21 protein-coding genes are annotated in these 26,150 nt (G+C 57.2%); 9 read left to right on the top strand and 12 right to left on the bottom strand.

Annotated features, from left to right (window positions below):
• Nucleotides 1-254 precede the first annotated feature (254 nt).
• A complete protein-coding gene (gene adhP, locus FTW19_RS21140) occupies nt 255-1,292 on the top strand; it encodes an alcohol dehydrogenase AdhP (RefSeq protein ID WP_147649532.1) in 1,038 nt (345 codons plus the stop codon).
• Between the two features lie 23 nt (nt 1,293-1,315).
• Nucleotides 1,316-1,624: a hypothetical protein gene (locus FTW19_RS21135; RefSeq protein WP_147649531.1), complete on the top strand. Its 309-nt coding sequence runs from the start codon at nt 1,316-1,318 to the stop codon at nt 1,622-1,624.
• 124 nt (nt 1,625-1,748) lie between these two features.
• On the opposite strand, the gene mgtA is transcribed toward FTW19_RS21135, so the two are convergent.
• The 3 genes from mgtA to FTW19_RS21120 are packed head-to-tail and all read right to left on the bottom strand — an operon-like array spanning nt 1,749 to nt 6,550.
• Nucleotides 1,749-4,262 (bottom strand): magnesium-translocating P-type ATPase, encoded by a 2,514-nt coding sequence (gene mgtA / locus FTW19_RS21130; protein WP_147649530.1) that lies wholly within the window; start codon nt 4,260-4,262, stop codon nt 1,749-1,751.
• A 9-nt stretch (nt 4,263-4,271) separates the two neighbouring features.
• On the bottom strand, nt 4,272-5,831 hold the full coding sequence (locus FTW19_RS21125; protein WP_187143091.1) for a L,D-transpeptidase family protein: 1,560 nt from the start codon (nt 5,829-5,831) through the stop codon (nt 4,272-4,274).
• 32 nt (nt 5,832-5,863) lie between these two features.
• Nucleotides 5,864-6,550 carry a Crp/Fnr family transcriptional regulator gene (locus FTW19_RS21120; RefSeq protein ID WP_147649528.1) on the bottom strand — a complete coding sequence of 229 codons (687 nt, stop codon included), beginning with the start codon at nt 6,548-6,550 and terminating at the stop codon, nt 5,864-5,866.
• A 192-nt stretch (nt 6,551-6,742) separates the two neighbouring features.
• Between FTW19_RS21120 and FTW19_RS21115 the strand changes: the two genes are divergently transcribed.
• A complete protein-coding gene (locus FTW19_RS21115; protein ID WP_147649527.1) occupies nt 6,743-8,119 on the top strand; it encodes a sigma-54-dependent transcriptional regulator in 1,377 nt (458 codons plus the stop codon).
• Here the strand turns inward: FTW19_RS21115 and FTW19_RS21110 are convergent.
• The 4 genes from FTW19_RS21110 to FTW19_RS21095 all read right to left on the bottom strand — a co-directional run bounded on the left by FTW19_RS21110 (nt 8,109) and on the right by FTW19_RS21095 (nt 14,051).
• Nucleotides 8,109-8,477, bottom strand: coding sequence for a response regulator (locus FTW19_RS21110; protein WP_147649526.1), 369 nt, complete (start codon nt 8,475-8,477; stop codon nt 8,109-8,111). The genes FTW19_RS21115 and FTW19_RS21110 overlap by 11 nt on opposite strands.
• A gap of 74 nt (nt 8,478-8,551) precedes the next feature.
• Nucleotides 8,552-10,189: a sensor histidine kinase gene (locus FTW19_RS21105; RefSeq protein ID WP_246153429.1), complete on the bottom strand. Its 1,638-nt coding sequence runs from the start codon at nt 10,187-10,189 to the stop codon at nt 8,552-8,554.
• Between the two features lie 30 nt (nt 10,190-10,219).
• On the bottom strand, nt 10,220-11,242 hold the full coding sequence (locus FTW19_RS21100; protein WP_187143090.1) for an AI-2E family transporter: 1,023 nt from the start codon (nt 11,240-11,242) through the stop codon (nt 10,220-10,222).
• Nucleotides 11,243-11,270: 28 nt separating this feature from the next.
• A complete protein-coding gene (locus FTW19_RS21095; protein ID WP_147649524.1) occupies nt 11,271-14,051 on the bottom strand; it encodes a cation-translocating P-type ATPase in 2,781 nt (926 codons plus the stop codon).
• A 113-nt stretch (nt 14,052-14,164) separates the two neighbouring features.
• Here FTW19_RS21095 and FTW19_RS21090 point away from each other — a divergent pair, with 113 nt between their 5' ends.
• Nucleotides 14,165-15,025, top strand: coding sequence for a universal stress protein (locus tag FTW19_RS21090; protein WP_147649523.1), 861 nt, complete (start codon nt 14,165-14,167; stop codon nt 15,023-15,025).
• A 93-nt stretch (nt 15,026-15,118) separates the two neighbouring features.
• On the opposite strand, the gene FTW19_RS25930 is transcribed toward FTW19_RS21090, so the two are convergent.
• From FTW19_RS25930 to FTW19_RS21075, 4 genes are all read right to left on the bottom strand, one after another.
• Entirely contained in the window at nt 15,119-15,265 is a 147-nt protein-coding gene (locus tag FTW19_RS25930; RefSeq protein WP_187143089.1) for a hypothetical protein, read from the bottom strand.
• A gap of 225 nt (nt 15,266-15,490) precedes the next feature.
• Nucleotides 15,491-15,967: a GNAT family N-acetyltransferase gene (locus FTW19_RS21085; RefSeq protein WP_147649522.1), complete on the bottom strand. Its 477-nt coding sequence runs from the start codon at nt 15,965-15,967 to the stop codon at nt 15,491-15,493.
• Between the two features lie 14 nt (nt 15,968-15,981).
• Nucleotides 15,982-16,824 carry an AraC family transcriptional regulator gene (locus tag FTW19_RS21080; RefSeq protein ID WP_222705486.1) on the bottom strand — a complete coding sequence of 281 codons (843 nt, stop codon included), beginning with the start codon at nt 16,822-16,824 and terminating at the stop codon, nt 15,982-15,984.
• 131 nt (nt 16,825-16,955) lie between these two features.
• Nucleotides 16,956-17,597: a TetR/AcrR family transcriptional regulator gene (locus tag FTW19_RS21075; protein ID WP_147649521.1), complete on the bottom strand. Its 642-nt coding sequence runs from the start codon at nt 17,595-17,597 to the stop codon at nt 16,956-16,958.
• A 119-nt stretch (nt 17,598-17,716) separates the two neighbouring features.
• On the opposite strand from FTW19_RS21075, the gene FTW19_RS21070 reads away from it, so the two are divergent.
• The 5 genes from FTW19_RS21070 to FTW19_RS21045 all read left to right on the top strand — a co-directional run bounded on the left by FTW19_RS21070 (nt 17,717) and on the right by FTW19_RS21045 (nt 22,455).
• Entirely contained in the window at nt 17,717-18,496 is a 780-nt protein-coding gene (locus tag FTW19_RS21070; RefSeq protein ID WP_147649520.1) for a VOC family protein, read from the top strand.
• Nucleotides 18,497-18,578: 82 nt separating this feature from the next.
• Nucleotides 18,579-19,064 carry a VOC family protein gene (locus FTW19_RS21065; RefSeq protein WP_147649519.1) on the top strand — a complete coding sequence of 162 codons (486 nt, stop codon included), beginning with the start codon at nt 18,579-18,581 and terminating at the stop codon, nt 19,062-19,064.
• Between the two features lie 202 nt (nt 19,065-19,266).
• Entirely contained in the window at nt 19,267-19,935 is a 669-nt protein-coding gene (locus FTW19_RS21060; protein ID WP_147649518.1) for a class I SAM-dependent methyltransferase, read from the top strand.
• A gap of 549 nt (nt 19,936-20,484) precedes the next feature.
• Nucleotides 20,485-21,408, top strand: a complete 924-nt coding sequence (locus FTW19_RS21050; RefSeq protein WP_147649516.1) for a LysR family transcriptional regulator — start codon at nt 20,485-20,487, stop codon at nt 21,406-21,408.
• Between the two features lie 135 nt (nt 21,409-21,543).
• Nucleotides 21,544-22,455, top strand: coding sequence for an NADP-dependent oxidoreductase (locus tag FTW19_RS21045; protein WP_187143088.1), 912 nt, complete (start codon nt 21,544-21,546; stop codon nt 22,453-22,455).
• Nucleotides 22,456-22,614: 159 nt separating this feature from the next.
• Here the strand turns inward: FTW19_RS21045 and FTW19_RS21040 are convergent, their stop codons facing one another.
• Nucleotides 22,615-26,079 carry a TonB-dependent receptor gene (locus FTW19_RS21040; RefSeq protein WP_147649514.1) on the bottom strand — a complete coding sequence of 1,155 codons (3,465 nt, stop codon included), beginning with the start codon at nt 26,077-26,079 and terminating at the stop codon, nt 22,615-22,617.
• Nucleotides 26,080-26,150 lie beyond the last annotated feature (71 nt).

The raw sequence follows: 26,150 nt of genomic DNA, 5'->3' as shown, positions 1-26,150 counted from the left end.
GTAGCGCGGCGGATCTGGAACTCCCGCCCAACCGGCGATCGGCTACACATGGAAAAGAGCCAGCCGGCCGCACATGCCCACCATAAAGGCCATTGAAGATCCAATCGCCCGCTCGTCGCTCTTCGCCCAATACCTCTACTGGCCGGCGATCGCGGCGAGCGGGATTGTTTGGCGTTCACGATGTTAGCTGGATAGAGGCAAGCTGAAAATGCCCGTGGTATTCGGGAGACCCCATACATGGAAAGGCGTTCTCAATGGCAAAGATGAAAGCAGCGGTCGTCACTGAGTTTGGAAAGCCGCTTGACATCCGAGAGGTTCAGGTACCGGAGGTCGGTCCCGGACAGGCGTTGATGAAAGTCATGTCGACGGGAGTATGTCACACCGATCTGCATGCCGCTATGGGCGATTGGCCTGTTAAGCCTGCTCCTCCATTTATCCCTGGCCACGAAGGCGCTGGTGTCATTGTGAAAGTGGGCGCCGGAGTCAAAACGGTAAAAGAAGGCGACCGTGTAGGCGTTCCCTGGCTCCATAGTGCCTGTGGCGCCTGTGAGTTCTGTCTGACTGGATGGGAGACTCTCTGCAAACAGCAAAAGAATACCGGCTATTCGGTGAATGGAAGCTTCGCTGAATATGTTCTCGTTGACCCAGGCTACACAGCTCATCTTCCGGCGAATATAGACTTCAATTCCATTGCCCCAATTCTTTGCGCCGGTGTGACGGTTTACAAGGGGCTGAAAGAAACGGAGACCCGTCCTGGACAGTGGGTGGTGATCTCCGGCATTGGCGGGTTGGGTCACATGGCAGTGCAGTATGCCAAAGCAATGGGGTTACATGTTGCCGCGGTTGACGTCGCCGAGGACAAGCTGAATCTGGCGATGAAGCTGGGCGCTGATTTTGCGATCAACGCAGGATCGGAAGGCGCCGCGGAGCGCATCATCGATGCAACCGGCGGAGGAGCACATGGTGTGCTCGTTACCGCGGTCTCTCCAAAGGCCTTCTCGTTTGCGACGAGCCTGCTCAGACGGAAGGGAATCATGTCTCTCACCGGCCTGCCGCCGGGGGATTTTCCGGTATCGATCTTTGACCTGGTGCTCAATCGAAAGACATTGCGCGGCTCCATCGTAGGCACTCGCAGCGATCTGGCCGAGAGCCTGAGCTTTGCCGCGGAGGGCAGGGTCGAGGCTACCTATAAGACCGCAGCACTCGAAGACATCAACAACATCTTCGATCAAATGAAGGCAGGTAAGATCGATGGCCGTATCGTCATGGAAATTGCCTCCAGCGAACAATGAATATCGCAGGAGGTCGATCCTACATGGCGTATATGAATACTACGGAGTTGCTCTCTCCAACCTCGGTTTTCTTCGATAGAATCCTGCGCTGTGCGCAGGAACGGGAACCTCTATCGATGGCGGTCTGCTGGCCCTGCAGTCTCGAGGCGCTGGCTGGAGCGTTAGAGGCGGAGCGAAGACGCCTGATCCGCCCATTACTCATAGGTCCTCGCTGCACATTGCGGAAACTGGCAGCTCAGCTATCAGTCGACGAGGAAGACCTCGCAATCATCGAAGCCGACACCCCGGAGAGCGCGGCAGCTCTCGCATGTGAGTTGGTGCCACCGGGATGAAGCGGAAGCCCTGATGAAAGGAAGTCTGCATACCGATGCTTTCATGCATGCAGTCCTTGCTGACGAATCGGGTATGGTGACAGGCAGACACAGGCATCAATCCTCGTCGCGCCACCTCGAACTGTCAGGCCTGAGAGACTGCAGCTCGCGGCAGACGCCGCGATGCCGGAGCGAGCAGCCAGCGCTTTGCGGCTTCGACCATGCCCAGATAGAGCGTAATCGTCACCAGCAGAAAGAGATAATATCCCCCCGGGAGTGGCGTAAAACCTAGATACCCAGCGGCAGGGGATACCGGCAGTAGAAATCCAATGACCAGAACTGCGAGCATGCTGATCGCCAACGGCCGGCTCGGCCGGCTCCTCCAGGGAGCCTTGGTAGTTCTGATGACAAGCAGCACCATGATCTGGGTAAACAGAGATTCGATGAACCAGCCCGTGTGAAACTCTGTTTCACCTGCATGCATGAAGTGCAGAAGCACATAGAAGGTCACGACATCGAAGATAGAGCTGATAGGACCGGCCAGCAGCATGAAGCGGCGGATTAATGTCATATCCCATGACCGCGGAACAGCGGAGTATTCCGGATCTACGTTATCAGTGGGGATTGGGATCTGGGACATGTCGTAGAGGAAATTATTCAACAATACCTGGGTAGGAGACATGGGGAGGAAGGGCAGCATGACGGCTGCGACGGCCATGCTTAATACGTTGCCGAAGTTGGAACTGGTGCCCATCATGAGGTATTTCATGACGTTGCCGAAGGCGTTGCGCCCTGACCTGATTCCCTGGTGCAGAATGCTGTAACCGGGGGTGAGGAGAATGATGTCAGCGGCAGCCCGGGCTACGTCGACGGCGTGAGGAGCGGCAATTCCAATGTCTGCAGCGCGGAGGGAAGGCGCATCATTGATTCCGTCCCCGATGAACCCCACCACGTGGCCTCGCGAGCGGAGCGCCCGGAGGATGCGGCTTTTTTGGGCGGGTGAGACACGAGCAAAAAGGTTCGACTTTTCGGCCCGGATGGCGAGAGCCGTATCGGTCATGCGATCCAGATCGTCTCCAAGGAGAACCTCACCTGTATCGAAATCAATTTGTTGACATAGATGTTTTGCGACATCCGCGTTGTCACCGGTGATGATCTTTACGGCGACGCCATCTTCGGCGAGTTCCTGAATGGCGCCTGCAGCGTCCGGGCGGACCGGATCTGTGAAGGTAAGGAAACCGACCAGTGTAAGATCGCACTCGTCGGAGGGGACGTAATGAGGCTTCGATGGTATTCCTCGTTCTGCGACAGCGAGGACCCGGAGGCCATCGTCTGCCAGTCTCACGAGGGTCCGTTCTGCAGTCTTTCGCGCCTCGGGAGTTAAGGGGACTGGATGTCCTGCTACGCCCACGCTTGTGCAGAGCGGAAGTAGACCCTCCGGGGCTCCTTTGCAGATGAGGCGGATCTCTTGACGATTGCTGAGGACGATCGACAGGCGACGGCGCTCGAAATCGAAGGGGAGCTCGTCAAGCTTCTCCCAGTCTTCGTTTGTTGCTGCCTCGCCGGCGGGGGGCGGCGCCTCCAGAATCGCTGCGTCCAGCGGGCTATGAACACCTGCCTCAAACAGGCTGTTAAGCTTCGCGGTGCGCAACGGCTCCGGAGCTTCTACTCCGCTGTAGTCAAGCGATTGAAAGACATGCATCTCGCCGAGAGTGAGTGTGCCGGTCTTGTCACTGCAAAGAATGTCGATACTTCCCAGATTCTGAATGGCGGAGAGGTGCTTTACGATCACATCTTTCTGCGCCAACTGTATCGCTGCCTTTGCCAGGGTGATGGACGTGAGTACTGGAAGCAGCTCGGGTGTTAACCCGACCGCAAGGGCTACGGCAAAGAGCAGTGACTCAAAAGCGCTGCGATGAACGGCTAGATTCGCGAGCAAGACAAACAGTACGAGGAAGAGGACAACCCGGCTGATGAGCAGGGCAAACTGCCGCAGGCCCCGATCAAAATCAGTCTCTTCCTGCGTTGCCGACAATTGTTGCGCTATTTCGCCAAACTCAGTGGCAGCCCCGGTCTTTACAACAGAGGCGATGGCTGACCCGCTCGCGATCGAGGTCCCGAGATAAACCTGATTGAGTCGTTTATTCCGGGTGTCGGATGCCGCTGCCTTTACTGAAGGCAGCGACTCGCCTGTGAGGACGGCCTCCTGCACGTAGAGATTACAGACTTCCAGTAACGTGCAGTCGGCGGGAACCAGGTCACCGGCAGCCATCCTAACTACATCTCCTGGAACAATGTTTCGGCGATCCAGCTCAACCCACGCTCCATCGCGCAGGACCGTCCCCGTCGGTGCGACCAGCCGGCGCAATTTTTCCATGGAGACCTGGGATCGATATGTCTGGTAGAAGTCAACAATGGCGCTTGCCGTGACCATTACGGCGATGATGGAAGCATCCAGCAATTGTCCGATAAATGAAGAGATACAAGCTGCTATCAGCAGAATGAGCGGGAGAGGCTGCAGGAAGAGTTTGAGGAACTGGAGAACCCAATGCTGCTGTTTCTCTCCTGCAGGCTCGTTGAATCCATACTGTGCGAGGCGTGTCTCGGCTTCAGCGCTGGTTAAGCCTGCCCACTCGTGTTCGATGTCTGTTTCTGTCATGTTGGTTTGTCACATGGCAAATATCGCCGAGAGAGTGGAATTCTCCGCCAAACGTTGATCGGTTACATCCTGGAGAAGATGGATCAGTCTCTTATCTTCGCCGTAAAGATCGTTGAGAAAGTAAACTCGTCCATTCTCCGCCGCGAAGCCCGTTCCATAAACAATCAGAATCGGAATTGATTGCGACAGCTTCACCGAAAAACTGGTATTTCCGTGCATCGCATCCTGTACCCGCTGCAGGGGCCAGTTATCCTGGTCGCGCAGAACCCAGACAGCCAGCTCATCCGGTTTTTCAATGCGAATACACCCATGGCTGAAATCGCGGCGAACTCTCTCGAATAATTCAGGCTTGGGCGTGTCGTGCAGATAGACGTTGTGAACATTCGGCAGCGAGAACTTGATGAGTCCAAGGGCATTTTCTTCGCCGGGACGTTGACGGATCCGAGTGGATCCGTTCGGGCTACGCACAACTTCGAAGTTGTGCCTTGCCAGATATCCCGGGCTGCGTTTTTCCGCAGGAAGAATCTCATTGCGCTGAATACTCGGAGGAACGTTCCAGTATGGGCGAAACTCGACCGCGGCGATTCTGTTTTCAAAGACCGGTGTCTGCCGCCGATATGCGCCTCCGACGATGACCTTCATCGAGAAACGGATATTCATGCGGTCATCGTAGGCACGGAGGCGGAACTCAGGAATGTTAACCACGATTGGAGGACGATCGAAGGACCGCGCTGTCCACCGCCACCGTTCGAGGGTCAGGCCGAGTTGTTCCACCCGTTCCGACAGTGGGATGGAGAGCGCCGTATATGTCGGTTGATCGAGTTTGCCGGTCGTAGCGAGGCCGTGCTGTTCCTGGTAGGTCTGCATTGCCACTGAAAAGAGGGAGGGAGTGGCTGCGGCTGCACCTTCAGCAAAGTCGCCGAGTTCCAGAGTCATTCTTTGCAGAAGGGCTGTTCGGAGTGAGGGGGTGTCGTCGGCAGCCAGTGTGCGAGAGAACGGAGGCAAAAGAGCAACGCTGACGCCACTTCTCTGAAGGAGCAGTTGCAGTGCAGCCTTGGTTCGCCGATATCCAGGTGCGTCCGGTTCCAGACTTTCGATCTGCATCGCAGGTTGGTCCGAACAGGCAAGATTCCAGACAAATCCGATGAGATCGAAGCCCGTGCAGGTGTCAGCGATATCGGCTTTAGCTCGTGCAGGTGTGAGCCGGCCACATCGAAGATCGTGGGCAAAGCGAAGCACCGCGGCTGTGAACTCCACATCAAACTGGTCCGGTACGGTAACGTTTGTGGGCAGTGGATAGTCCGCGGTCCTGAGTCCATATTCAGGTGCTCGTTGTATCTGAGCCGCAAGTGTCCGGGCCTGAACGGTGGGATGTCCCCCCTGATTCCATGCCAGGGCAAACTGGCATCGCCGGTAGAAGGCGGCGACAGGCGTGTCCGCTACCAGTCCGTGTACCAGCTCCTGCTGGATGGGCAGTGAAAGCGTGAGGTTAGGTACGCAGGAGGCAGTGGCACTTTTCGCCGCCGGCAGGAGCAGGCAAACCAGAATTGGCAAAATCCGGAAGAGCATAACCCGGTTTGAATCTGCTTTCTCGCGTTCCGTCAGCATGCACAGAGTTGCCGGAGCTGGGCGGGCTGCAGAATCGTAAGCGAGATTCCTTTGGTTGCGATGAGCTTTTCCCTGCGGAAGCGGCTCAGGGTGCGAGTCACGGTCTCACGTGTTGTCGCGGTCATGGAAGCCAGCTCCTCATGCGTCAAAGGGATTGTGATGGTCGACGCCGGCATCGTACGTCCGCTCTCCGCCCAGTCGAGAATGAGGCGTGCAACGCGGCCCGCCGGACTGTCAGGAAGGGCGATCCGCCGGATCTCCTGGAACGCGGCCCGGTAGTGCTGGGCAATCATGCTTGTGGCAGCCATCGACGCGTCGCCAAATTGAGTGAGTAGTTGCATCAGCAGCCGGTTCTGCAGAATTCTGATCTTGCAGGGTTCGATCGCTTCCGCACTGGTCTCATAGGAAGTTTTGTTAAGTGCCGCGCTAAGTCCGACGACGTCGCCGGCGGAGGCAATGCGGAGGATTGCCGTTTTTCCTTCGGATGAGCTGGCTGTGATCTTCACGCGCCCGGAGCAGAGCATATAAACGGAGTCGCTGGAGGTTCCTTCGTGAAAGAGCGAAGCGCCGCGAGGATAATCTACGACTGTCGAATTCGCGTCGAGGAAGGCGCGGGCTTGAGAACCAAGCCCACAAAATGGATGTTTTCCGGCTTGGGGGCAGTTCTGGCAGTTCGACATATAGTGGCTCCTTGAGGGTCGCTGATCTGCTTCTTCTAGGGCACCTGTGATGCCAAACATAGCGTCCAGTGATTTCAATCACTTGGCAACCTGCGCGGCCGATTTGGACTGCGTCTTCCCACCCAGGCTGCGTCATTTGACGCAGGTGCCCGGGACGCCATTGAATGGATTACCATCAGCAGAGTTACGGCCATGAGTGGTGTTATCCGGATAGTCATCATCGACGACAACATGAGCAGCCTCGAGCTGCTTAGCACCGCTTTGGAGCGGGAAGGGCTGTCGATCCACACCGCCAATGACCCGAGGGAGGGGCTGGAGCTCATACGCTCGCTTCGCCCGCGCATGGTTATTACGGACCTGGTCATGCCGGGGATGACCGGGCTGGAGGTCCTGCGGCAGGTGATGCACATCGACCCCACCATCGATGTGCTGCTGATGACTGCACATTACACGACGGAAACAGCGGTGGAAGCCATCCGCAACGGTGCGGCGGACTATCTGCAAAAGCCGGTCAAGATCGCCGATCTGCGAGAGCGTGTCCGCCGCCTTTTGGAAGCCGCCGAAAAACGAAGGATTGCGAGCAGTGGAAGCGACGAATCCGGGGATTTTCATTTTGAAGGACTTGTCGCCAAAAGCGAGGCGATGTGGAACCTCTTCGCTATGGTGGAGAAAGTCGCGCCCCATTTCCGGTCGCTGTTAATTCAGGGACCGACAGGCTCCGGCAAGGACCTGATTGCCCGGGCGCTCCACGAACGAAGCGGCTTGAAGGGTAAATTTGTCGTTCTTAACTGCTCTGCCGTGGTGGAAACTTTGTTCGAAAGTGAACTATTCGGTCATGTCCGCGGAGCTTTCACCGGCGCCGACCGCGATAAGACAGGGCTTTTTCAATTAGCTGACGGCGGCACCCTCTTTCTGGATGAGATCGGCGACATGCCACTCAATACACAGGCCAAATTGCTTCGTGCTATTCAGAATCAGGAGGTGATGCCGGTCGGTTCGCTACATGCAAAGCGCGTCAATGTTCGTATCGTAGCCGCGACCCATCGCAATCTACGGCAGGCAGTGAAGGAAGGGAGATTTCGCGAAGATTTCTACTACCGATTGTCGATGGTTGAGCTTACGCTGCCGCCTCTCGCTGCGCGCAAGGAAGATATTTCTCTGCTGTCTTCGTTCTTTCTGCGAAGGTTCGCCGGCGACTTCGGAAAGAAGGTGGAAGGCATCTCACAGCGAGCTCTCCGTGTCCTGGAACGGTATTCGTGGCCAGGAAATGTCCGTGAGCTTGAACACGTGGTTGGACGCGCCTGCATGCTTACAGACAATGTGACGATCGACGTGAAAGATCTTTCTGAGAACATTGTCGGTGCTTCCAGTGAGGCGCTTGCCGGGGCTGTAGACGATCCGGGAGCTTCTGTGCTCGATAGTCAGGAACGTGCTGTGGTGGAGCGGATATTGCGCGAGACAAACTGGAATCAATCTGAGGCCGCCCGCAAGCTGGGCATTGGACGGGACGCCCTGCGATACAAGATGAAAAAATACGGGCTCGGTTCCCGCCCTGCACTCAGCAGGTGAAATCCGCGAGCGCCTGCCGGATAATGGCCGGCCGAATGGGTTTCGGAAGCCACGCGGTAAACCCGGCTTTTTCGAAGTCGCGGCGGTTCAAGTCACCACTGGCTGCCGTGAGTGCCAGAATTGGGGTGGCGTTGAAAATCTGCATACCGCGTAGTGCTGAAACAACTCCGAAGCCATCAACTTTGGGCATTCCGATATCGAGGATGACGAAATCCGGCGTATGCTCAAGAGCCAGATCAATGGCCTCCTGACCGTCGCGGGCTTCGATCACTTCGATTTCCTGGCCTTCGAGAACATACCGAAGCAGCTCTCTTGCGCCGTCTGCATCATCGGCTATCAGACACTTCACTGGAATCACCTCAAAATGAGCCTTGAGAGACTCAAATCAAGTACAAGTCTATGATGCAGGCCGAAGGGCAGCAGTGATGCAAATCACTGGACCCATTGTGGCAATGTGAAGGTAAATTCGCTTCCAGCTCCCTCGGTACTGTTCACCTCCAGCCGTCCCCCGTGCATCATCACGATTTGCCGGCTAATGGTCAGACCCAGGCCAGTTCCTTCTTTTACGCCGCCGGTGGTAACGGCGGCTTGATAGAACTTATCGAAGATCAGCTCATGTTCCTCAGGTGCGATGCCGATTCCAGTGTCACGGACTGAGATTCGGATCCATTCATCCTCGATGGCGGTTGTGATGGTTACCGATCCGCCGGCAGGGGTGAACTTGATTGCATTGCTGAGGAGATTTAAGAGGACCTGCCGTACCCGGGTTCGGTCTGCTGAGGCGTAGAGGTCCGCCTCGTACTCTGTTTGAAGGATGATTCCTTTAGCAGCCGCCTGGCCTCGCACTGACTCCGTTGTCTGATGGAGCAGATCGGTAACGTCGATCTGTTCGGTCTGCAGGGAAAGTCCGCCGGCTTCAATACGGCTGAGATCCAGCACGTCGTTAATTAAGGCGAGTAAATGCTCTGAATCCCGCTGGATATGCTCGACAAACCGGGTTTGCTTCGCGTTCAGAGTCCCGTTGCTCTCTTCTTTTAGAAGGTCGGTAAACCCGATGATCGTATGCAATGGAGTTCGCAGTTCGTGGCTTACGCTTGCCATGAACTCGCTCTTCAGGCGATTCAGACGCTCCGCCTCATGCTGGCGGGCCACTAGCTCATTGAAGTAACCCTCCTGGAGCGCGCGCAGCTGCTGCTCGGCTTTACGGCGTTCCGATACGTCACGGATGACGACAACGATCAGAACCTCCTGCGCGCTTCTGATAGGGCTCAGGCTGATCTCGACAGGAAACTCCGATCCGTCCTTTCGCCGCGCATTCAGGTCCAGTCCCTGTCCCATGGGACGGGTCTTGCCGCTCCGTACAAACCTCGCGACATTATCAGCATGATTGCCCCGATGGGGCATCGGCACAAGAATCTCGACCGGCTGGCCGAGCAACTCCTCGCGTGTGTACCCGAAAAGTGTCTCGGAGGTCTTATTGGCGATCACGATGTACCCGGTCTGATTCACTTCGAGGATTGCATCAGGAGCCTCCTCGATCATCTCCCGGAACTTGCGTTCTGCAAGCACTTCCGCATGAGAGCGCGCAATCTGCTCCTCGGCCAGTCTGCGGTCGGTAATATTCCGGGCAATCTCGGCGATACCTACGATCGTCCCGTCAGCATCCTTAACGGGAAACATGCTGAGAGAGACAAAGACCTGTGAGCCGTCCTTGTGTCTGCGCGCTGTCTCGAATCCATCAATGCGCTCACCGTTCCGCACGATGCGGAGGAGTTCATGCATTCTCTCGTCTTCGCCGGGCCATGCAAGAAAGAAGACCGGTTTACCGATCGCTTCTTCGGCTGAATATCCGAACATCTGGACGGCCGCGCGATTCCAGCTTGTAATCATGCCGTCGAGCGATTCGCCCATAATTGCCGTATCGGATGATTCGACAATCGCTGCGAGCCAGCGTTCAGGATCGACCCAGGTTGCTGGGATGGGGGTACCGCTACTTTTAGGCGTCTTATCCATGGACAGTGGATACAAGTGTAACGCCGGGTTTTCAAGCGCTCCAGACCTGGTGTTCATGCGACACCTCTCGATATAGAGCAGCGCCGCTCATAAGGTATCTCCGGCGTTGCGCGATTCATCTCTAGAGGCCCGCCGCATACAGATTGCGACGAGCAGCTCAGTTGTTACCCACACGAGCGGCCCAAGGACCAGGCCGCTGATGCCGAAAAGCCAAAGCCCCCCAAAGACCGATAGCAACATCTTTGCGGTGTGCAGGTGCGCTCGTGCGCCGACGAAAAATGGGTACAGAAGATTGTCGACGGTGCTCAGGAGGAAGAAGCCGATGGTGAAGAGGATCACTGCTCTCGTCCACGCGTGGATCGCCAGAAGATAACCGACAACCGGCAGCCATACAAGAAATGCACCGAAGGCGGGGATCAGAGCGCAGACCGAGGTAAGGTTAGCCAGGAGAACCGCTCCCGGCACGCCGAGGGCGGCGAATGCGATCCATGCAAGAAACCCCTGAATGGCGGCGATCCAGAGCCTGCCGACGACACTTGCCCGGATCGTCCGCTTGAAATATTTCACGAAAAGCCGTTCCTCGCCGGAGTTGAGGGGAGAGGTTTTGCGCAGATGGGCTAACAAGTCGTCGGAATCGCGATACCAGAAGAAGAGTAGACACAGCATGACGACGATCTGGGTAAAGGCTTCGACCGATCCAGAGACGAGCGTAAGAAAGGTCGATCCCAAAAAACCAGCGCCGGTCTTGATGATCTGCGGGAGGTCGTTTCCCATGAGAGGGATTCCACGCAGGGAGAGATAGGACCTTATTTGATCGATAAGATGCTGTAATTTATCGAGCCAGGCCGCGTCCTGAAGAAGCTGTAGTCCGCCCAGCGCCTGCATCGCTACCATACGCAGAATGAATGCAGCGGGCACAATAATGCATAGGGCGACAATGACGGTCGCCACGGCTGCCGCGGTTGTACGGTGCGAGAAGATCTGTCTGAGCCGCTTCGCAAGCGGTTGGGTCATTGTGACAATGAGCAATGAACCGGTGAGAGCGGGGATGAACGGTTTCAACAATAGAGCGCACAGGAATAGAGACCCTGCTGTCAGCGCAAACACCATCGCGCTGCTCCCGGTGTGAGATTTGGACCTAGTTCGCATGAGAGGTGGCTCGGGAAGTGGGAATCGAAGCCGTGCCTTCGACTCCGAGATTGCTGTGTTTTCTTTGCCTTCTCAGAAGGAACTTGCGGCATTCACTCAGAACAAGAACAGACGAGGTCGCCAGAAAACATAGCAGCCAATCTTGCCAATTGAGCTGTGACAAGCCGAAGACCTCACGCGTAAAGGCAAAGCTTACGATGAGTACTTGCGCGACAATCGACCATGCGATTGCAGGTATCAGCCATCGCAGTTCAGAAAGATACCGGAAGATGCTGGCCGATTCTGACTGCAGCGTCAGTGCATAGGCGCACTGGCAAAGCGCGATGACCGTCAGCGTCATGGTCCGGCGGTGGATCAGGTCGCCTGAAACCAGGAAGAATGCTCCCAGGGTGACGGCAGTGAGCGCGAGACTGTTCCCCAGGATCTGGTACACCGATCCTTTGGAAAGAATTTGTTTAAGGTTCCGATGGCCGCTTCCTTCCATCACGTTCGGACGCGCAGGCGAAAGCGCCAATGCGATCGCCGGGGCGACATCGGTCATCAGGTTCAGCCATAGAATCTGAGCCGCGGTCAGGGGCAGCGCCGCAGGTGCAGCCTGCTTCATCGCCATGGAAGCAACTGCAGCGAGAAAGATCGTGCCGACCTCAGACAGGTTCGTCGTGAAGAGGTACATCACGGCCTTCTGGATATTTGCCGCCATGATTCTGCCTTCGCGGATGGCGTGCAGAATGGTCGCAAGGCTGTCATCGGTAAGGACAATATCGGCTGCATCTTTGGCGATCTCAGTGCCACTGCCCATTGCGATGCCGACATCGGCAGCTTTCAATGCTGGCGCGTCATTGACGCCGTCGCCGGTCATCGCAACGACCTCTCCCGACCGCTGCAGCAACTGTGCCACCCTGAGTTTATCCGCGGGTGTGACTCTCGCGCAGATGGTAGTGCCGCGAAGCTGCTGTTGGAGCTCAGCATCATTGGATCGCTCAATCTCTGCTCCGGTTAGAACGGTGGCGCCAGACTCGATGCCGAGTTGTCTTGCGATAGCAGCCGCAGTTTTAGGGTGGTCGCCGCTGACGAGAATTGTGCGGATATGGGCGGCGGTCATCTGCCGGATGGTCTCGCTCGCCTCCGTCCTTGGAGGATCGAACAACGTGACGAAACCGGTGAGGGTGAGGCCGCTCTCCACGAGCTCGGGTTTTGCGGGTTGGTCGGTTGATACCGGCAGAATACGGCGTGCCAGGGCCATGATCTTCCACCCCTCCAGGGCGAGGGCGTCAATTTTGGCCGACAACTCGGCTCGTCTGGTTGCTGTGATCTCCGTGACTCTTTTACCAGCCATTTCATGCGTGCTGCGAGACAGAACCGACTCCGGCGCTCCCTTCAGATAGAGGAATATCGCGTCCGGTCGATGCCGATCCTGTACCGCTACGCTGAGCATCTTGCGTTCCGAGGTGAAGGGAAATCGCCATTTGCGAACGAATCTGGCCTCGATGGCATCGGGTGAAACTCCGCGATGTGTTGTGGCCATCCACAAGGCAGTGTCGACCGGGTCACCATGAAACTTAAAGGCGGTCCCTTCCCGAACGTAATTGGCGGCATTCGCTAGCGCGGCACTCAGAAGACATGCTTCTATCGGGCTTCCGGTGTGGATAGGTCCGGTCGATGACTGCGATGAGATCGTTTCGGCCGCGGTGAAGAAGGAATGAACTTCAATCCGGTTCTGCGTCAGCGTGCCCGTCTTGTCAGACATCACAACGGTTGTCGCGCCCAGAGTATCGATCACGTTGAGTCTTCTGACAATCGCGCCACGCCGGGCGAGCCGTAGTACGCCGAAGCCAAGAGTGAGAGTAACGAGTGTGCCGAGCGCCTCCGGTGTTGCTGCAACTCCAAGAGAGACTCCAAAGAGAGCAATCTCGATGAGGGTGTCCAACGTCTTTTCAGGGAGAAGGAGAATGAAGGTGATTACGCAGAGCGACCCAGTTAGAAAGACACCAATGGCGATCTGTTTGCTGAGTCCGTGGAGGCGGTTCTGTAACGCGGTCGCATCCTTCTCCGCTTTGGCCAGCAGGGAGGCGATGTGCCCGACTTCGGTGTCTGGCCCGGTTGAAGCAACCACTGCTCTGGCATGCCCGGAGAGGATGCCGGTACCGCTGAAGACCATATTGGTTCGATCTGCTGTGGGCGTAGTCAGCGGAAGAGGGGCCGGCTGTTTCGAGACGCTGAGGCTCTCTCCCGTGAGGAGAGCCTCAGTTACCTGAATTCCATCTTCTTCAATGATTCGGGCATCGGCAGGCACGATGTTCCCCTCCTCCAGCAGGAGGATGTCACCGGGGACAAGCGTGGCCGAAAGAACGTCCTGCGCTGTGCCGTCCCGGATTACACGCGAAAGTGCCGGCGAGATGACTTTTAGCTGTTCAAGCGCCTTCTCTGCCCGATCCTCCTGCAGGAAACCGAGGATGGCGTTCAACAACACCACGGACAAGATCAGTAATGCTTCCCAGGGAGCTCCACCGTGCTTCGACAAAGTAACCACGAGCGACAGAACCGTTGCGCTGAGCAGCAGGTACATCTGCGGATCCGCGAATTGTCTGAGAAAGAGCCGCCAGCCCGAGTAGGCGTGTTTCGTCTGAATCTCATTTCTGCCGTTACTGAGGCGGGCATCAGCCTCGACTGTCGAAAGGCCGGAATGGGGATCGGTGCGCAGCCGGCGCAGTACTGTTTCCGCGGATTCCGCATGCGGAGCCCTCTTGTCGAAGTACATCGATCTGGACACACAGCACCTTCCGATCGTGATACTAGGCGGATTCCCATCCTTCCTCCTGTGACATCCATCACTGAGCCGGCAGGACAGGCTTTGTAAGCTCCTATCTGCAGGAGGACTCCGCGATGCGAAAGGTGCAGCTCGGAACAATTGTCATCCCCACGGATTTTTCGAAGGCATCGAAGATTGCCCTCGGATTTGCGCAGTCCCTGGCTCAGCAGTACGGCTTCGATCTGAGCTTGATTCATATCTTTCCTTACGTGGCCCATCATCGCTACGCAGCGCCGGTCGGCTGGATGATGACGGATCTGCGTGCGCGAAGCCGTCGCCGGCTCATGGCGGCAAAGGCGAAGGTGCTTGCGGCCGGTACGGGCATTCGCTGTTCGGTGATCGATAGTGCTGGAGACATCCCTGGGCAGATCATCAACACCGCCGTCTCCGAAGGCGCGTCCCTCATCGTGATGGGGACACATTCACGGGACGGAGTGGAGCGGTTTCTCGTAGGGTCTACTGCGGAGGAAGTGCTGCGCCATGCTGTTCTGCCAGTGATCGTGGTCGGGCCACACGTCAAGGACTATAGCCGCCGTAAGATCCAAACCCTGGTCTATGCCACCGATCTGAGCGCGCGTTCACTCGGCGTGCTCCGGATTTTGCCTCTCCTGATGGCCGGAGATACCAGGCTCTCAGTGGTTCATGTCAGGGAAGACCAGGCGCACGCGCCGGCGTCAGCGGGGTGGGAGGTCACCGTTCGCAACAGCCTGGCCGGTGTTCTTCCCGCCGACGTACTGGAGAGTCGAGTGGACTTCAAGACGCTGGAAGACGATGATCCTGCCCGCGCTGTCGAGCGTCACCTGAAGGCGGTTCATGCAGATCTCCTGCTGATCGGCGTGCATAAGGGCCGGGGAATGACCGCTCACCTGTCGCCGCGTACAGGATTCCGCATGATTATGGCTGCTCCATGCGCGGTGCTTTCCATCTGCGAATAGGGAAGATACAGATTAGACATCTTGGATTTCAGGTCCAAGTGCGAGCAGCGAGATGTGCGTCTTCCAGGTGCCAAAGCGGAAGTCAAAGTCGTGCTACCCGCTGGGCGCCGGGCTGTTAGCCCGCGATTGCGGGCTAACAGCGGCCTGGGTGGTTTGAGGGAAGGATGTACCCGGGATCCAGGCTATCGCGCGGATCGCCAGAGCGACATAGATGTTCTTCCTCTTAGTCATGATGTTCATCGTGTCCTCCTTTCTGCGGGTATCAGGCGTGATGGTTGTAGACAACGTCGCCGGCGAAGCTATCGAACGCGGCCAGGGCTGCGACCCTTGGAAAGTACCCTGGGACGTGGCTTTCTGTCCCGCACCATGAAGACGATCCCAAGGTGGCAACCGAATCGGTCCAGTAAAAAAGTCTTTTAGATGGCCGGCGAGAACTGTTCAGCTCCCATGTTGTCTATGAGCCAGTCACTGACACAAGACAACCGAGGTTTCGATTTGACGTGTGGGGACGTCCCAATATTTCCGCAACAACTGATTCTTCTCGCCTGCTTCGACGACCTGAAACCCATGTTTCTCATAAAAGCGAATCGCCCAGGCGGCATCTGCCCAGGTGCCGACGAGTAGAGGGCGCTGGGTCGACGCTTTCAAGTGATCCAGCAGGAGACCTCCGATGCCACAGCGCCGCACTCTGGTCCGAACGTATGCATGCCGGATCAAGGTGACATCCTGTACGTTTTGCATCCCCATCACAGCTTGAAGTGTCCCGTTTTGTTCGTATCCCCAGAACGCCACACCATTCGCGAGCTCGTTACGGAGCTCTTCCCGCGTCATGTATGGCTCGTGCCAACGGTCTTCGGGGATGATGCCGCGGTAGGCTTCGGCGCCATCGTTGATGACGGTCCAGATTTGGTCGAAGTCGGCTTCTTCACAGCGTCGGATCATGCCTCATCCTCAGCTCATTGCCTGAATCTCGTCTTGAACGAAATTGCGCGTGACCGGTTCGTGCAAACCGTTGCCCGATAACGGGAAGGGGTTACCCCGAATTGCCGCACAAAGGCGCGGGTCATATGGCTCTGGTCCGCGAATCCTGCTTCGCAGCTCACTTGAACCAGTTCTTTTCCGCTTGCAATCAGTCTTCGCGCGAGCCGCACTCGCTGCTGAAGCATGTAGGCGTGAGGTGTGGCGCCCGTTGCGTGAGCAAAAGCTCGAAGGAATTGAAATCGACTCGTATTGGCCAGGATCGCCATCTCCTGAAGAGAGTGCGGCAGTTCCGGTGACAGATCGATCTGCCTCTTCACCTTGTCGATGCTGGGTGGAAGTATCTGCTTCCCGGGACGCCGCGTACTGTGGTGCCTGAAAGCATGAACGACTGTATGCAGAAGACACTCTTCGGTGTGTCCTGGGTCTGGGCAGCGCTCTGTGAGTGCACCGAACAGGCGTGAAAAGCGGAGCGCCTGGCGTGAGTCGCGGATTCGGGGCAGCAGAACGGCGGCACTCCCGGCCGCGTCACCGTCAAACAGTTCGGAGATCAATTCCGGGGCAAAATAGATCATCTGCCAACGACGGCCGTTGCTGTCCTGCGAACTGCCATCGTGCATCTCTCCGGGATTCACCATAATGATGTCGCCTGCTCTGGCATCCACCCAGCCAAACCCGCTCCATGATCGATGAGCTCCTGATAGGATCAGGCCGATTCCGAACTGGTCGTGCGAGTGACGCGGAAACTGCCGCGTCGAGGCGAGGCCGAACGCCTCGATTCCTGGAATTCCTGTGCGGAATGGTTGAACGGTATGCATCATCTCTCCATGTGCAGGGTACGTGTATTTCTGGAGGAACGTTACCTCGCGGGATACCGATTTTTCGCCCGCAGCGAGACCTCTCAGCGGAAGAGTGTCTCGAAATGCAGTCGTCGATTTCGAACGATTGGGCTCTAGCTGAGTCCGCGCTCCACCATGACGACTAGTCTCTCTCCCAGCGCCAGCACCATCTCCCGCGGCATCTTGTGCAGCGGCCCCTCAAGCGCCAGCAGCGCCAGACCGTGCACTGTCGACCACGCCAGATATTCCGCACCCTTGCGATCTTTCCTGTTGAGCAAGCCGCTCTCCTGCATGCGATCCAGGGCTAGTGAGAGTAACTGAAAGGGGTTCAAGCCCAAAGACGCCGTATTCGCCGGGTCAGGAGAATGAACCGGTGGCGGTACCGAGAAAGCTGTGCGGAACATTCCCGGCTCTCTCATCGCAAACCCCAGGTAGCCCATGCCCACAGCGTGCAGACTCTTTCGCGCGAATGCCTGCGGGTTGCGTCCCGCTTTGTGCTTCTTCATCTCATCTTCAATCGCCGCGGCGACCCGCGACAGACATGCCGAACGTACGGCATCCAGCAGCTCCGCCTGGCCGGCAAAATGTCTGTAAGCCGCATTCGGAGCGACACCCGCTTGCCGGGTCGCCTCCCGGAGAATCACCGCATTGGGCCCTCCGGCGCGGGCCATCTCGAGCCCGGCAGTCACCAATGCGTTGCGCAGATCGCCGTGGCGGAAGGTCCTGCGCTTTTGAGGAGAAGCGTTGTTTTTCATGGTGTATTCAAGAAGAGTGTAGCGCGTAACGAGTAAAAGTGGACAGTGTCCACTTGCGGTGATAGCGTATGTGGACGATGTTTACTTCGTAGCGATACGTCGCAAATGGAAGGTATGAAATGGCAGACGGTTTCATCTGGTACGAACTTGTCACCAACGATATGGGCAAGGCAGTGAACTTCTACAAGAAGGTAGTCGGGTGGGACATCAAGGATGCCGGTATGCCTGGCTTCACCTACATGATCTTTGGCAAAGACGGCAAAGATGTCGGTGGCATGATGACCTGGGCCGGAGCAGGCGCTCCTGAGCTTCCCACGCAGTGGATGGGCCATATCCATACCGCAAAGCTCGACGAGGAGCTTAAGTCTGTTACAGCCGATGGCGGCACGATCGTGAAGCCGGCCCAGGAGATCCCGGGTGTAGGCCGTTTTGCCGTCGTGCTTGACCCTCAGCAGGTGAAATACCTGCTCTTCGAACCCGGTAAGCAAGAGGCGCCACCTCGTCTGGATCAAATGGCAGTGGGAAACGTGGGCTGGCATGAACTGCTCACCGATGATCCGGCGAAAGCCTTCGACTACTATTCGAAACACTACGGCTGGCAGAAAGACTATGCGCATGACATGGGGCCCATGGGCATCTACCAGACCTTCCGGACCGATAAGCCCCTCTACACCGGCGGAATGATGGCTCGTAAAGGCCCGGGCATGCCCGAAGGAATTCCGCCGCACTGGCAGTACTACTTCCTTGTCAATGACATTGAAGCTGCGCAGCAACGTGTGATCGATGCCGGAGGTAAGGTCCTTATGCCTCCCATGGAGGTACCCGGAGGTTCACGCATCATGCAGGCCCTGGATGATCAGGATGGCCACTTTGCCTTGATGCAGGGACCAAAATCGTAACCGCGAAGTCCGTCATCCGATGCAGCCGCTCTTCTCTTCCAGAAGTGTGGCTGCCGAACTTACGTGCAGAGGAGAGAGCAACATGTCCGAGAAGATGAGCACCTGCCTGTGGTTCGACCACGGGAAAGCACGCGAAGCCGCCGAATTCTATGCCGCCACCTTCCCCGACAGCCACGTCGGGAAGACAAGCATATCGCCCATCGATACCCCATCCGGCCCCGAAGGCCAGGAGCTCATCGTTGAGTTCACCGTCTGCGGCCGCAAATTCATAGGCCTTAATGGCGGCCCGAACTTTATCCCGAACGAAGCGGTCAGCTTTGTAATTCTTACCGACGACCAGGCTGAGACGGACCGCCTGTGGAACGCCATCGTAAGTAACGGCGGCCAGGAGAGCATGTGCGGCTGGTGTAAGGACCGCTGGGGTTTTTCATGGCAGATTACGCCACGCGCCCTGCTGGCGGCGATGGCGGACCCGGATCGCGCTGCATCGAAGCGTGCGATGAGCGCAATGATGACGATGCGAAAGATCGACATTGCCGCAATTGAGGCCGCGCGCGCGAAACGATAGAACATGTTTCCTGTAGGTGTGGATAGGGCTTCCGCATCTATGGGCGTTTTCCGCAATGAAAACGCCGCTGCACTCCTCTTTCGGGCTACCTAGAAACAGGGAAAATGCTCTAGCAGATCATCCATCTCAGAACGGAGCCCAGCTACGATGAAAGTAGCGGGGTGAAGTGCTCCCCCGGGCAGAGTGAAGAAGAGGGGGTTGGATGACGCTGCAGCAGCAGTTTGGGCAGATTGATATCTACCTGTTCGACCAGATATTGCGCGGGAATATTTCGCCGGGCAGGCGGGTGCTGGACGCGGGGTGCGGCGGCGGCCGGAATATTCAGTATTTGCTGCGTGAAGGGTATGAAGTGTTTGGCGTGGATATAAGCGCCGACGCTGTGGCGGAGGTGCGGCAGATGGCAAGTGAGCTGGCGCCGAGGCTTCCGGCTGAGAACTTCCAGGTGGCGGGCGTAGAGGCGATGCCTTTCACGGATGAGTTTGCGGACGTGGTGGTGTGCAACTCGGTGCTGCACTTTGCGCAGGGTGAGGCGCAACTGAAGGCGATGGTGCGAGGGCTGTGGCGGGTGCTGCGGCCGGGTGGAATGCTGTTCTGCCGGCTGGCGTCGACGATTGGAGCGACGCAGGGGATGGCGTTCGAGGCGATGGGAGGACGGCGGTTCAAGATGTCGCATGGAGTGGAGTGGCTGCTGGTGGATGAAGCGCTGTTGATGGAACTAACGCGCGGTCTGGATGGGGAGCTGGTGGATCCACTGAAGACGACCGTGGTGCAGGAGCAGCGATGCATGACGACGTGGGTGGTGAAGAAGAAGACGCCGCCGGCAGGGGAGGGGCGGACGTTTGTCGGCTCGGGGATGCCGGGGCGACGTTGAAGGGGATGATCCTGCCCGAGCGGTAGAGCGTCACCTGAAGATGGTCCATGCAGAGCTCCTGCTGATCCTTGTTCACAAGGGCCGCGGGATGACCACTCACATGGCTCCGCTTACAGGATTCCGCATGATTATGGCTGCTCCATATCCGGTGCTCTCCATCTGCGAGTAAATGACTCTAGAGCAATTCTCCTAATACTGTGGTGTTGGATAAATCTGTGAATGCCGTTTTCTTCGCAGGAAAACGGCGCAAACAGTCAAAGCTCCGCTCTATACCTTTAGGAGAAATGCTCTATCGATGCTCTCACGCGCTTTCTATGGACGTTTTCCGCAATGAAAACGCCACTGCACGCCCTTTCCGGGATACCCAGTGCCAGGGAAAATACTCTAGTCACTGACGAAATGCGGGACCATTTGTCAGCATCAAATGAGATCCAAGCCCAATCCAGACCCAGATGTATGCGATTCTGGCGGTGATCGCGGATGCTTAGACGGAGACTTCCAAAATAATGGATAGCCTCATCCAGAGCCTGAGCAATAGAAAGGATCCCCATGCGTTTCCTGGCTGATTTGGCGCTTTTCGTTGAGGTTGCCAACACACGCAACTTCAGTCGGGCAGCAGCAGCGCTGGGAATGCCCGTATCGACGCTCTCGCGTCGCATAAGCGCACTCGAGCGAGAATTGGGCTTCCATCTCATTTATCGTTCTACGCGGGCCTTTCAGCTGACCGATGCGGGCCAGGCTTGCTACGAGCAGTCCAAAACTCTTGTGGCGGAAGCGAAGCGCATTCAGGAGGAAGTTGCCGGGATCGCCTCCAGGGCGTCAGGACATATCCGCGTGGGTGTGCCATTCGATTTGGCGCAGACCATCTTCCTTCCTCTTTTCGCCCGCTACATGCTTGACCACTCTGATATTTCCATCGAGGTGCTTTCCATAAGCGGCCATCCCAATCTCCTGACGGAGAGTCTCGATTTAGCCATCATGGTAAGTCACCAGTTGCGTTTGCCTGACTCTTCTTTCTGGTCCCGGCGGGTCGGCACTTTTCCTCGTTACCTGTTTGCCTCCCAGGAATATCTCGCTAAGCACAAGAGGATCCAGGACCCGGCGGAACTGGCCCAACACTCGTGCCTTCGTCTTATTCACGGCGAAGCCCTAAGCCAGTGGGAACTGCGCCGCGAGCACGAACGTAGGACTGTGACGGTGGGTGGCGCGGCTAGCGCAAACTCTGTTGGAATGCTGGCAAAGCTGTCCAAACACGGTATGGGGATCGCACTCCTTTCCGATTTTCTGGCAATTCATCCGGGTTTCGGCGATGGCCTGACGAGGCTACTCAAAGATTGGGAAGGCGTTCCGGCCCACATCTTTGCGGTAACGCCGGCGGAAATGCAATCTGTCCGCGTTCGAAAGCTCGTTAGCTTCATCAAAGAACACTTCGAAACTACGCTGAATGATCTGAGTTCCCGTAGAAAGTCGTAGGCGCCGAGCCTTCTTGATTTGTTCCAGAATTGCAATTCTGTTTTCCAGTACATGTTGACTCGTGTACTCATGCCAAAGAATCTCTTCTATCGAAGCGACCGCGATCCTGGCGGCGCCATTCGAAGGGAGATGTATATGAAAGCACTGCGCATCAACGACTATGGGGCAGCTCTCCACCTGGATGAAGTACCTGTCCCAACTGCCGGCCCCGGACAGGTGCTGGTAGAGAATCACTTCACCAGCATGAATGGGGTAGATCCCGGGCGCGGCCTCGGCTTCTTGCGCCAGGTCTTTCCATTGCAGTTTCCATGGACGCCGGGTGGCGATGTTGCAGGCCGGGTCGCTGCGATCGGTGAAGGCGTCACAACCTTCAAAGTGGGCGATGAGGTGTTTGGCTATACAAGGGAGGCCGGTGCGTACGCCGAGTTTGTGATTGTCACGGCTACCAGTCTGGCCCACAGACCGGCAGCCATTTCCGCCGAGGAAGCAGCCGGAATCGCGCTGGTAGGTCAGACCGCGACGCGGATGTTGGAGCTCTCGAAGATCAAGGCAGGGCAGACGCTGCTGATCATGGGTGCGTCGGGCGGTGTAGGGTCACTGGCGGTGCAACTGGCGCGAGACGCCGGAGTTCATGTCCTCGCCACAGCCCGCCAAAGCAAAGCCGCTGCTCTTCAAGAACTAGGAGCAGAACGTGTTATCGATCTTGCACAGCAGAGGTTGGAAGAGATCCAGCAGGTGGAGGCTGTCCTCAATCTGATAGGAGGTGATACCGTCGTGCCTTCCTATGCACTGGTGAAGCCCGGCGGGGCCGCCGTGACGGCGAATCGACCGCCGATCGCGGAGGAGGCGGCACGTCTGGGGATTGAAGCCGCATTCGTTGAGACCAACGTGACGACCGAAGGGCTAAATGCTTTCGCAACGCTGGTTGCCGACGGGAAGGTCAAGCCACAGATCGCCGCAGTCGAGACGCTCTGGTCGCCGGCCACACTGTGGGAGAAGCGCGAACTCGATGGAATTGGCAAGGTCGTCTTCTCGGTCCGGGCATGACGGCCTAGGAACATCAGGCCAGAGACTGAAGAGTCTCTGGCCTTCTGTATGCCCGAAGACAGACTTTCATCGCAGCCGGAATAGTGCCCGCATAAGAAAAAGCCGGGCTGTATAAAAGAACAGCCCGGCTTGGAGGCAGCACGATTTACACTGCAAACGCTAGAAGTTGAGTTTGAGAGCGAACTGGTATAGGCGTGGTGTGTAGTTCGAGTCGGTGGCGGTTACCGTGCCGAAGGCGGAGTTGCCCATCTTCACATTGCCGCTGCCCTGACCGATGATCCAGCTCGGTGTATTGGAGATGTTGAAGGCCTCAGCACGGAACTGCAATTTCGCCCGCTCCGTCAGGAAGAAGTCCTTGAACAGCGACAGATCGACGTGCCTGAAGTTCGGGCCGGAGAGTGCGTTCCGCTGCGATGTTCCGATGGTGCCGAGCGTCTGGGGTGCAAATGCCGCTGTATTGAACCAGTGTTGGAAGCTCCGCTCAACGGCATGATCATCACCGACCTGGTTCGGGCGATCGCCTCCACCATTGTTGATGGGCGTAGCACGGTTGCCGTATCCGCCGGCGGCACTGTCATTCAGAATGGAGAACGGTTTGCCCGTCTGCCAGATGGTGATGGTGTTCATCTGCCAGCCGCCAAATGTAAACCGCTCAAGCGAGTTGCCGAAGGTGTGACCGGCGGCGAACTGATAGTTCAACGAGAGAGCAAAGCGGTTCTGAATATTGTTCTCCGCAATGCCGTAGTCGATCTGCCGGATGCGTGTCGGGTCCGCGTTATAGGCTCCCTGTGCGCCTTCCTGGCTGAAGCCGGTAACATCGCTCAGTCCCTTTGCCCAGGTGTAATTCGCGTCGAAGGCCAGTCCCTTCACAAAGCGTCGCTGGAAGCTGGTCTGCAATGCGCTGTAGTTGGAAATACCTTCGCTTACCAACCAGTTGACGCCTGCGAGGTTTGGCAGAACGCCGCTGAGTGGGCGCGCGCTGGAGGCTCCGCCGCTGACACTGTTGCCCGGCCTTGGCACATTGATGTCGTTGATAGTCTGCGGCAGATGCTGGGCAACGTTGCCCACGTAGCCGATCGTCAGCACATTGGAGCTGAACTGCTGCTGTATCTGCAGGTTGAACTGCTGAATCATCGCTGACCGGAAGTTTGGAGACTCGGCGACGAAGCTCAGACCGGTACTGCTGATCGTCTGTGGCTGCGGCAGCGGCAGGCCCTGGCTGAAGCTGGTGTTGGCGCCCGAGATGGTGGCGCAGTCCGGGTTGCTTGCGCTTGCCGGAGCTCCGTTCCGCGTTGTCTGAATCTGGAAGGCGACACTCGAGATGCAGTTTGGGGAATAGACCGAGACGAATGGCGCATTCTTCAGGTCGGCATTGGACGTGTAATTGCCTGGGAAGAAGCTCAGGCCATAGCCGCCACGCAGTACGGTCTGGGGCGCCAGTGACCAGGAGAAGCCGACTCGTGGAGCCAGGTTGCTGTAGTCGGTGCTGATACCGGCATGTCCGTCCACACCGTTCTGGTTTGCCACCTTCAGCGCCTGTCCGATGTTGCTGCTGTTCAGCGTCAGCGCCTGGTTGAAATCGAAGTTCGAGATGCTGCCATGGGCTTCCGTGAAGGGCGTAAATACGTCGTAGCGCACGCCATAGAGCAAGGTGAGTTTCGGTGTCAGCTTCCATGAATCCTGCACGAAGAAGTTCGGCTCATAGGTCCGGTAGTCCGGCGTGTTCAGGTTGTAGTTGCGGCTCGACGAGCTAAATGCGCCCACGAGCGAACTCGCAAGGTTGTTATCCTGGCGCTGCTTCGCGGAGGCGGTCGCGTTGCAGGCTCCAGTTGCGGTGTTGTATCCCGTGCCGGGAACGCAGTTGTCAGTGTTCAGGCCAAAGCCATACTGGCCGGCAGGAAAGGCGCTCTGCAGGTTGCGCGCCTGTCTGCGGATAAAGCTCGCACCGAACTTGATGTTGTGGTTGCCCTTGTTCCAGTTGACGTTCGCCGCATATTGGAAGGTGTTGTCGATATCCTGCAGCGGCACATAGGCGCCGTCACCGATGTCGCTGAATGGGCCAAAGCTGATCGGCGTCAGTACATTCGCATTCTGCGTAAAGTTCATGTTTGAGCCGAAGCCGACCGTGGTATCCGCATTCTTGCCGTAGTTCAGCGGCAGTGACAGGTTGTTGATACGGGTGAAGCCGGCCTTTAGATCGATCAGCAGGTTCTGCGTGAAGATGTGCGTGTAATCGAAGGCGTACTGCTGCGCGCCGTTCTTTGCCGGTCCGGCAAAGATGTAACGGCCTCCCGAGATCTCAAGACCATTCACAACGCCGAGCGCCGGCGGGATGGTTGAATCGACATGGTTGTAGGTGTAGCGGCCGTAGAACAGGTTGCCTGCGTTAAACCTGTGGTCGATACGAACATCGAAGACCTGGCTGTACTGCGTCTTGCTCGGGCTGATGACGTAGTTATTTGTCAGGCTGGAGTTGGTCGGGGCGGGGAAGAGCTTCAGGTAATTCAGGGCGATGGGATTGATAGGGAGACCCGAGGTCCCGTTGCCTGCTGCCACTAGCGCCTGCGGTGATCCCCCGCCGATGCTGTTGATGTTGTTATACTCATCGATCGTCGGTACCGTGCTCTGGTAGGTCACGCCTGTGACCTGGCGGAAGCCTTCATAGTCGCCAAAGAAGAAGGTGCGATCTCTCCAGATTGGCCCACCGATGGAGCCGCCGAACTGGTTCTGCCGCAGTTCGGGTTTGCTTCCGGAGGTCTGCAACACCTGCCGCGCGTCGAAGATATCGTTGCGGAAGTACTCGTACGCGCTTCCATGAAACTGGTTCGATCCGCTGCGGGTCACAATATTGACGACGCCGCCGGCGGTGCGTCCGGCTTCGGGAGCGTAGCTGTTCGTCTGGACGCTGATCTCCTGGATACCTTCGACATTGGGACGAACGCCGCTGGTGCCGATGATGCGTTCGTTGTTATCGAAGCCGTCAATGATGAAGTTGTTAAGGGTATCGTCCTGCCCGTTCACCGAGAAGGAGCTCGACTGCCGGCGATCGTCCGGTCGTCCTCCGCTGGTCAGCCCGTTTCCTGGTCCCTCATTTGCACCGGGAACAATCTGGATAAGCTGGACATAGTTGCGGCCATTCAATGGCAGATCCTGCACGCTCTGCGCGGTCACCGTTGAACTGACAGTGGCGCTCTCGCTTTGTAGCAAAGGAGTCTGCGCTTCGATGCTGACAGTCTCATTGACATCGCCCAGTTGCAGGTGAGCGTCATTGCGGGCGCGGTCACCGGCTTCAACAGCAAGGTCCGGAGTGTTGAAAGCTTTGAAGCCCTGCACGGTGACCTTAATGCTGTAGTGTCCCGGCTGCAGAAGAGGGAAGGTATAGTTGCCGCTCTCATCCGTGGTGACAACGCGGGTGACATTGGTGGCAGTGTTTCTTAGCTCCACTCTTGCGTTCGCCACCACGGCGCCGGTCGGTTCCGTGACCGTTCCCAGAATATCCGCCGTGGTTAATTGAGCATGCATCGACCCGGCGCCGAACAGGAACAGGATCACTACTGCTGCGAGCTTCAGGGTTCGCAGTACCCATAGATGGCCTACCTCAAGAAAATGCACTCTCTGCTTCATGGTCGTTCCCTCTGTTGTTGTGTGTTTTTTGGAGGATTTCGTGCCAGCGAAATTTCGGGGCGCGGGCACAG

The sequence above is a fragment of the Terriglobus albidus genome, assembly GCF_008000815.1.
Taxonomy (GTDB): Bacteria; Acidobacteriota; Terriglobia; order Terriglobales; family Acidobacteriaceae; genus Terriglobus; species Terriglobus albidus_A.
The sequence above is the reverse complement of the archived record's forward strand: the minus strand, read 5'-3'. Positions and strand labels throughout refer to the sequence as shown.

Excerpts from the sequence above, each read along its gene's own strand:
- FTW19_RS21120 (WP_147649528.1), bottom strand. The coding sequence starts at position 6,550 with ATGTCGAACTGCCAGAACTGCCCCCAAGCCGGAAAACATCCATTTTGT.
- FTW19_RS21105 (WP_246153429.1), bottom strand. The coding sequence starts at position 10,189 with ATGAACACCAGGTCTGGAGCGCTTGAAAACCCGGCGTTACACTTGTAT.
- FTW19_RS21060 (WP_147649518.1), top strand. The coding sequence starts at position 19,267 with ATGACGCTGCAGCAGCAGTTTGGGCAGATTGATATCTACCTGTTCGAC.
- FTW19_RS25930 (WP_187143089.1), bottom strand. The coding sequence starts at position 15,265 with ATGAACATCATGACTAAGAGGAAGAACATCTATGTCGCTCTGGCGATC.
- FTW19_RS21100 (WP_187143090.1), bottom strand. The coding sequence starts at position 11,242 with ATGGTGTTTGCGCTGACAGCAGGGTCTCTATTCCTGTGCGCTCTATTG.
- FTW19_RS21090 (WP_147649523.1), top strand. The coding sequence starts at position 14,165 with ATGCGAAAGGTGCAGCTCGGAACAATTGTCATCCCCACGGATTTTTCG.
- FTW19_RS21085 (WP_147649522.1), bottom strand. The coding sequence starts at position 15,967 with ATGATCCGACGCTGTGAAGAAGCCGACTTCGACCAAATCTGGACCGTC.
- FTW19_RS21065 (WP_147649519.1), top strand. The coding sequence starts at position 18,579 with ATGTCCGAGAAGATGAGCACCTGCCTGTGGTTCGACCACGGGAAAGCA.
- FTW19_RS21050 (WP_147649516.1), top strand. The coding sequence starts at position 20,485 with ATGCGTTTCCTGGCTGATTTGGCGCTTTTCGTTGAGGTTGCCAACACA.
- FTW19_RS21080 (WP_222705486.1), bottom strand. The coding sequence starts at position 16,824 with ATGATGCATACCGTTCAACCATTCCGCACAGGAATTCCAGGAATCGAG.
- FTW19_RS21040 (WP_147649514.1), bottom strand. The coding sequence starts at position 26,079 with ATGAAGCAGAGAGTGCATTTTCTTGAGGTAGGCCATCTATGGGTACTG.
- FTW19_RS21070 (WP_147649520.1), top strand. The coding sequence starts at position 17,717 with ATGGCAGACGGTTTCATCTGGTACGAACTTGTCACCAACGATATGGGC.
- mgtA (WP_147649530.1), bottom strand. The coding sequence starts at position 4,262 with ATGACAGAAACAGACATCGAACACGAGTGGGCAGGCTTAACCAGCGCT.
- adhP (WP_147649532.1), top strand. The coding sequence starts at position 255 with ATGGCAAAGATGAAAGCAGCGGTCGTCACTGAGTTTGGAAAGCCGCTT.
- FTW19_RS21075 (WP_147649521.1), bottom strand. The coding sequence starts at position 17,597 with ATGAAAAACAACGCTTCTCCTCAAAAGCGCAGGACCTTCCGCCACGGC.
- FTW19_RS21125 (WP_187143091.1), bottom strand. The coding sequence starts at position 5,831 with ATGCTCTTCCGGATTTTGCCAATTCTGGTTTGCCTGCTCCTGCCGGCG.
- FTW19_RS21045 (WP_187143088.1), top strand. The coding sequence starts at position 21,544 with ATGAAAGCACTGCGCATCAACGACTATGGGGCAGCTCTCCACCTGGAT.
- FTW19_RS21115 (WP_147649527.1), top strand. The coding sequence starts at position 6,743 with ATGAGTGGTGTTATCCGGATAGTCATCATCGACGACAACATGAGCAGC.
- FTW19_RS21135 (WP_147649531.1), top strand. The coding sequence starts at position 1,316 with ATGGCGTATATGAATACTACGGAGTTGCTCTCTCCAACCTCGGTTTTC.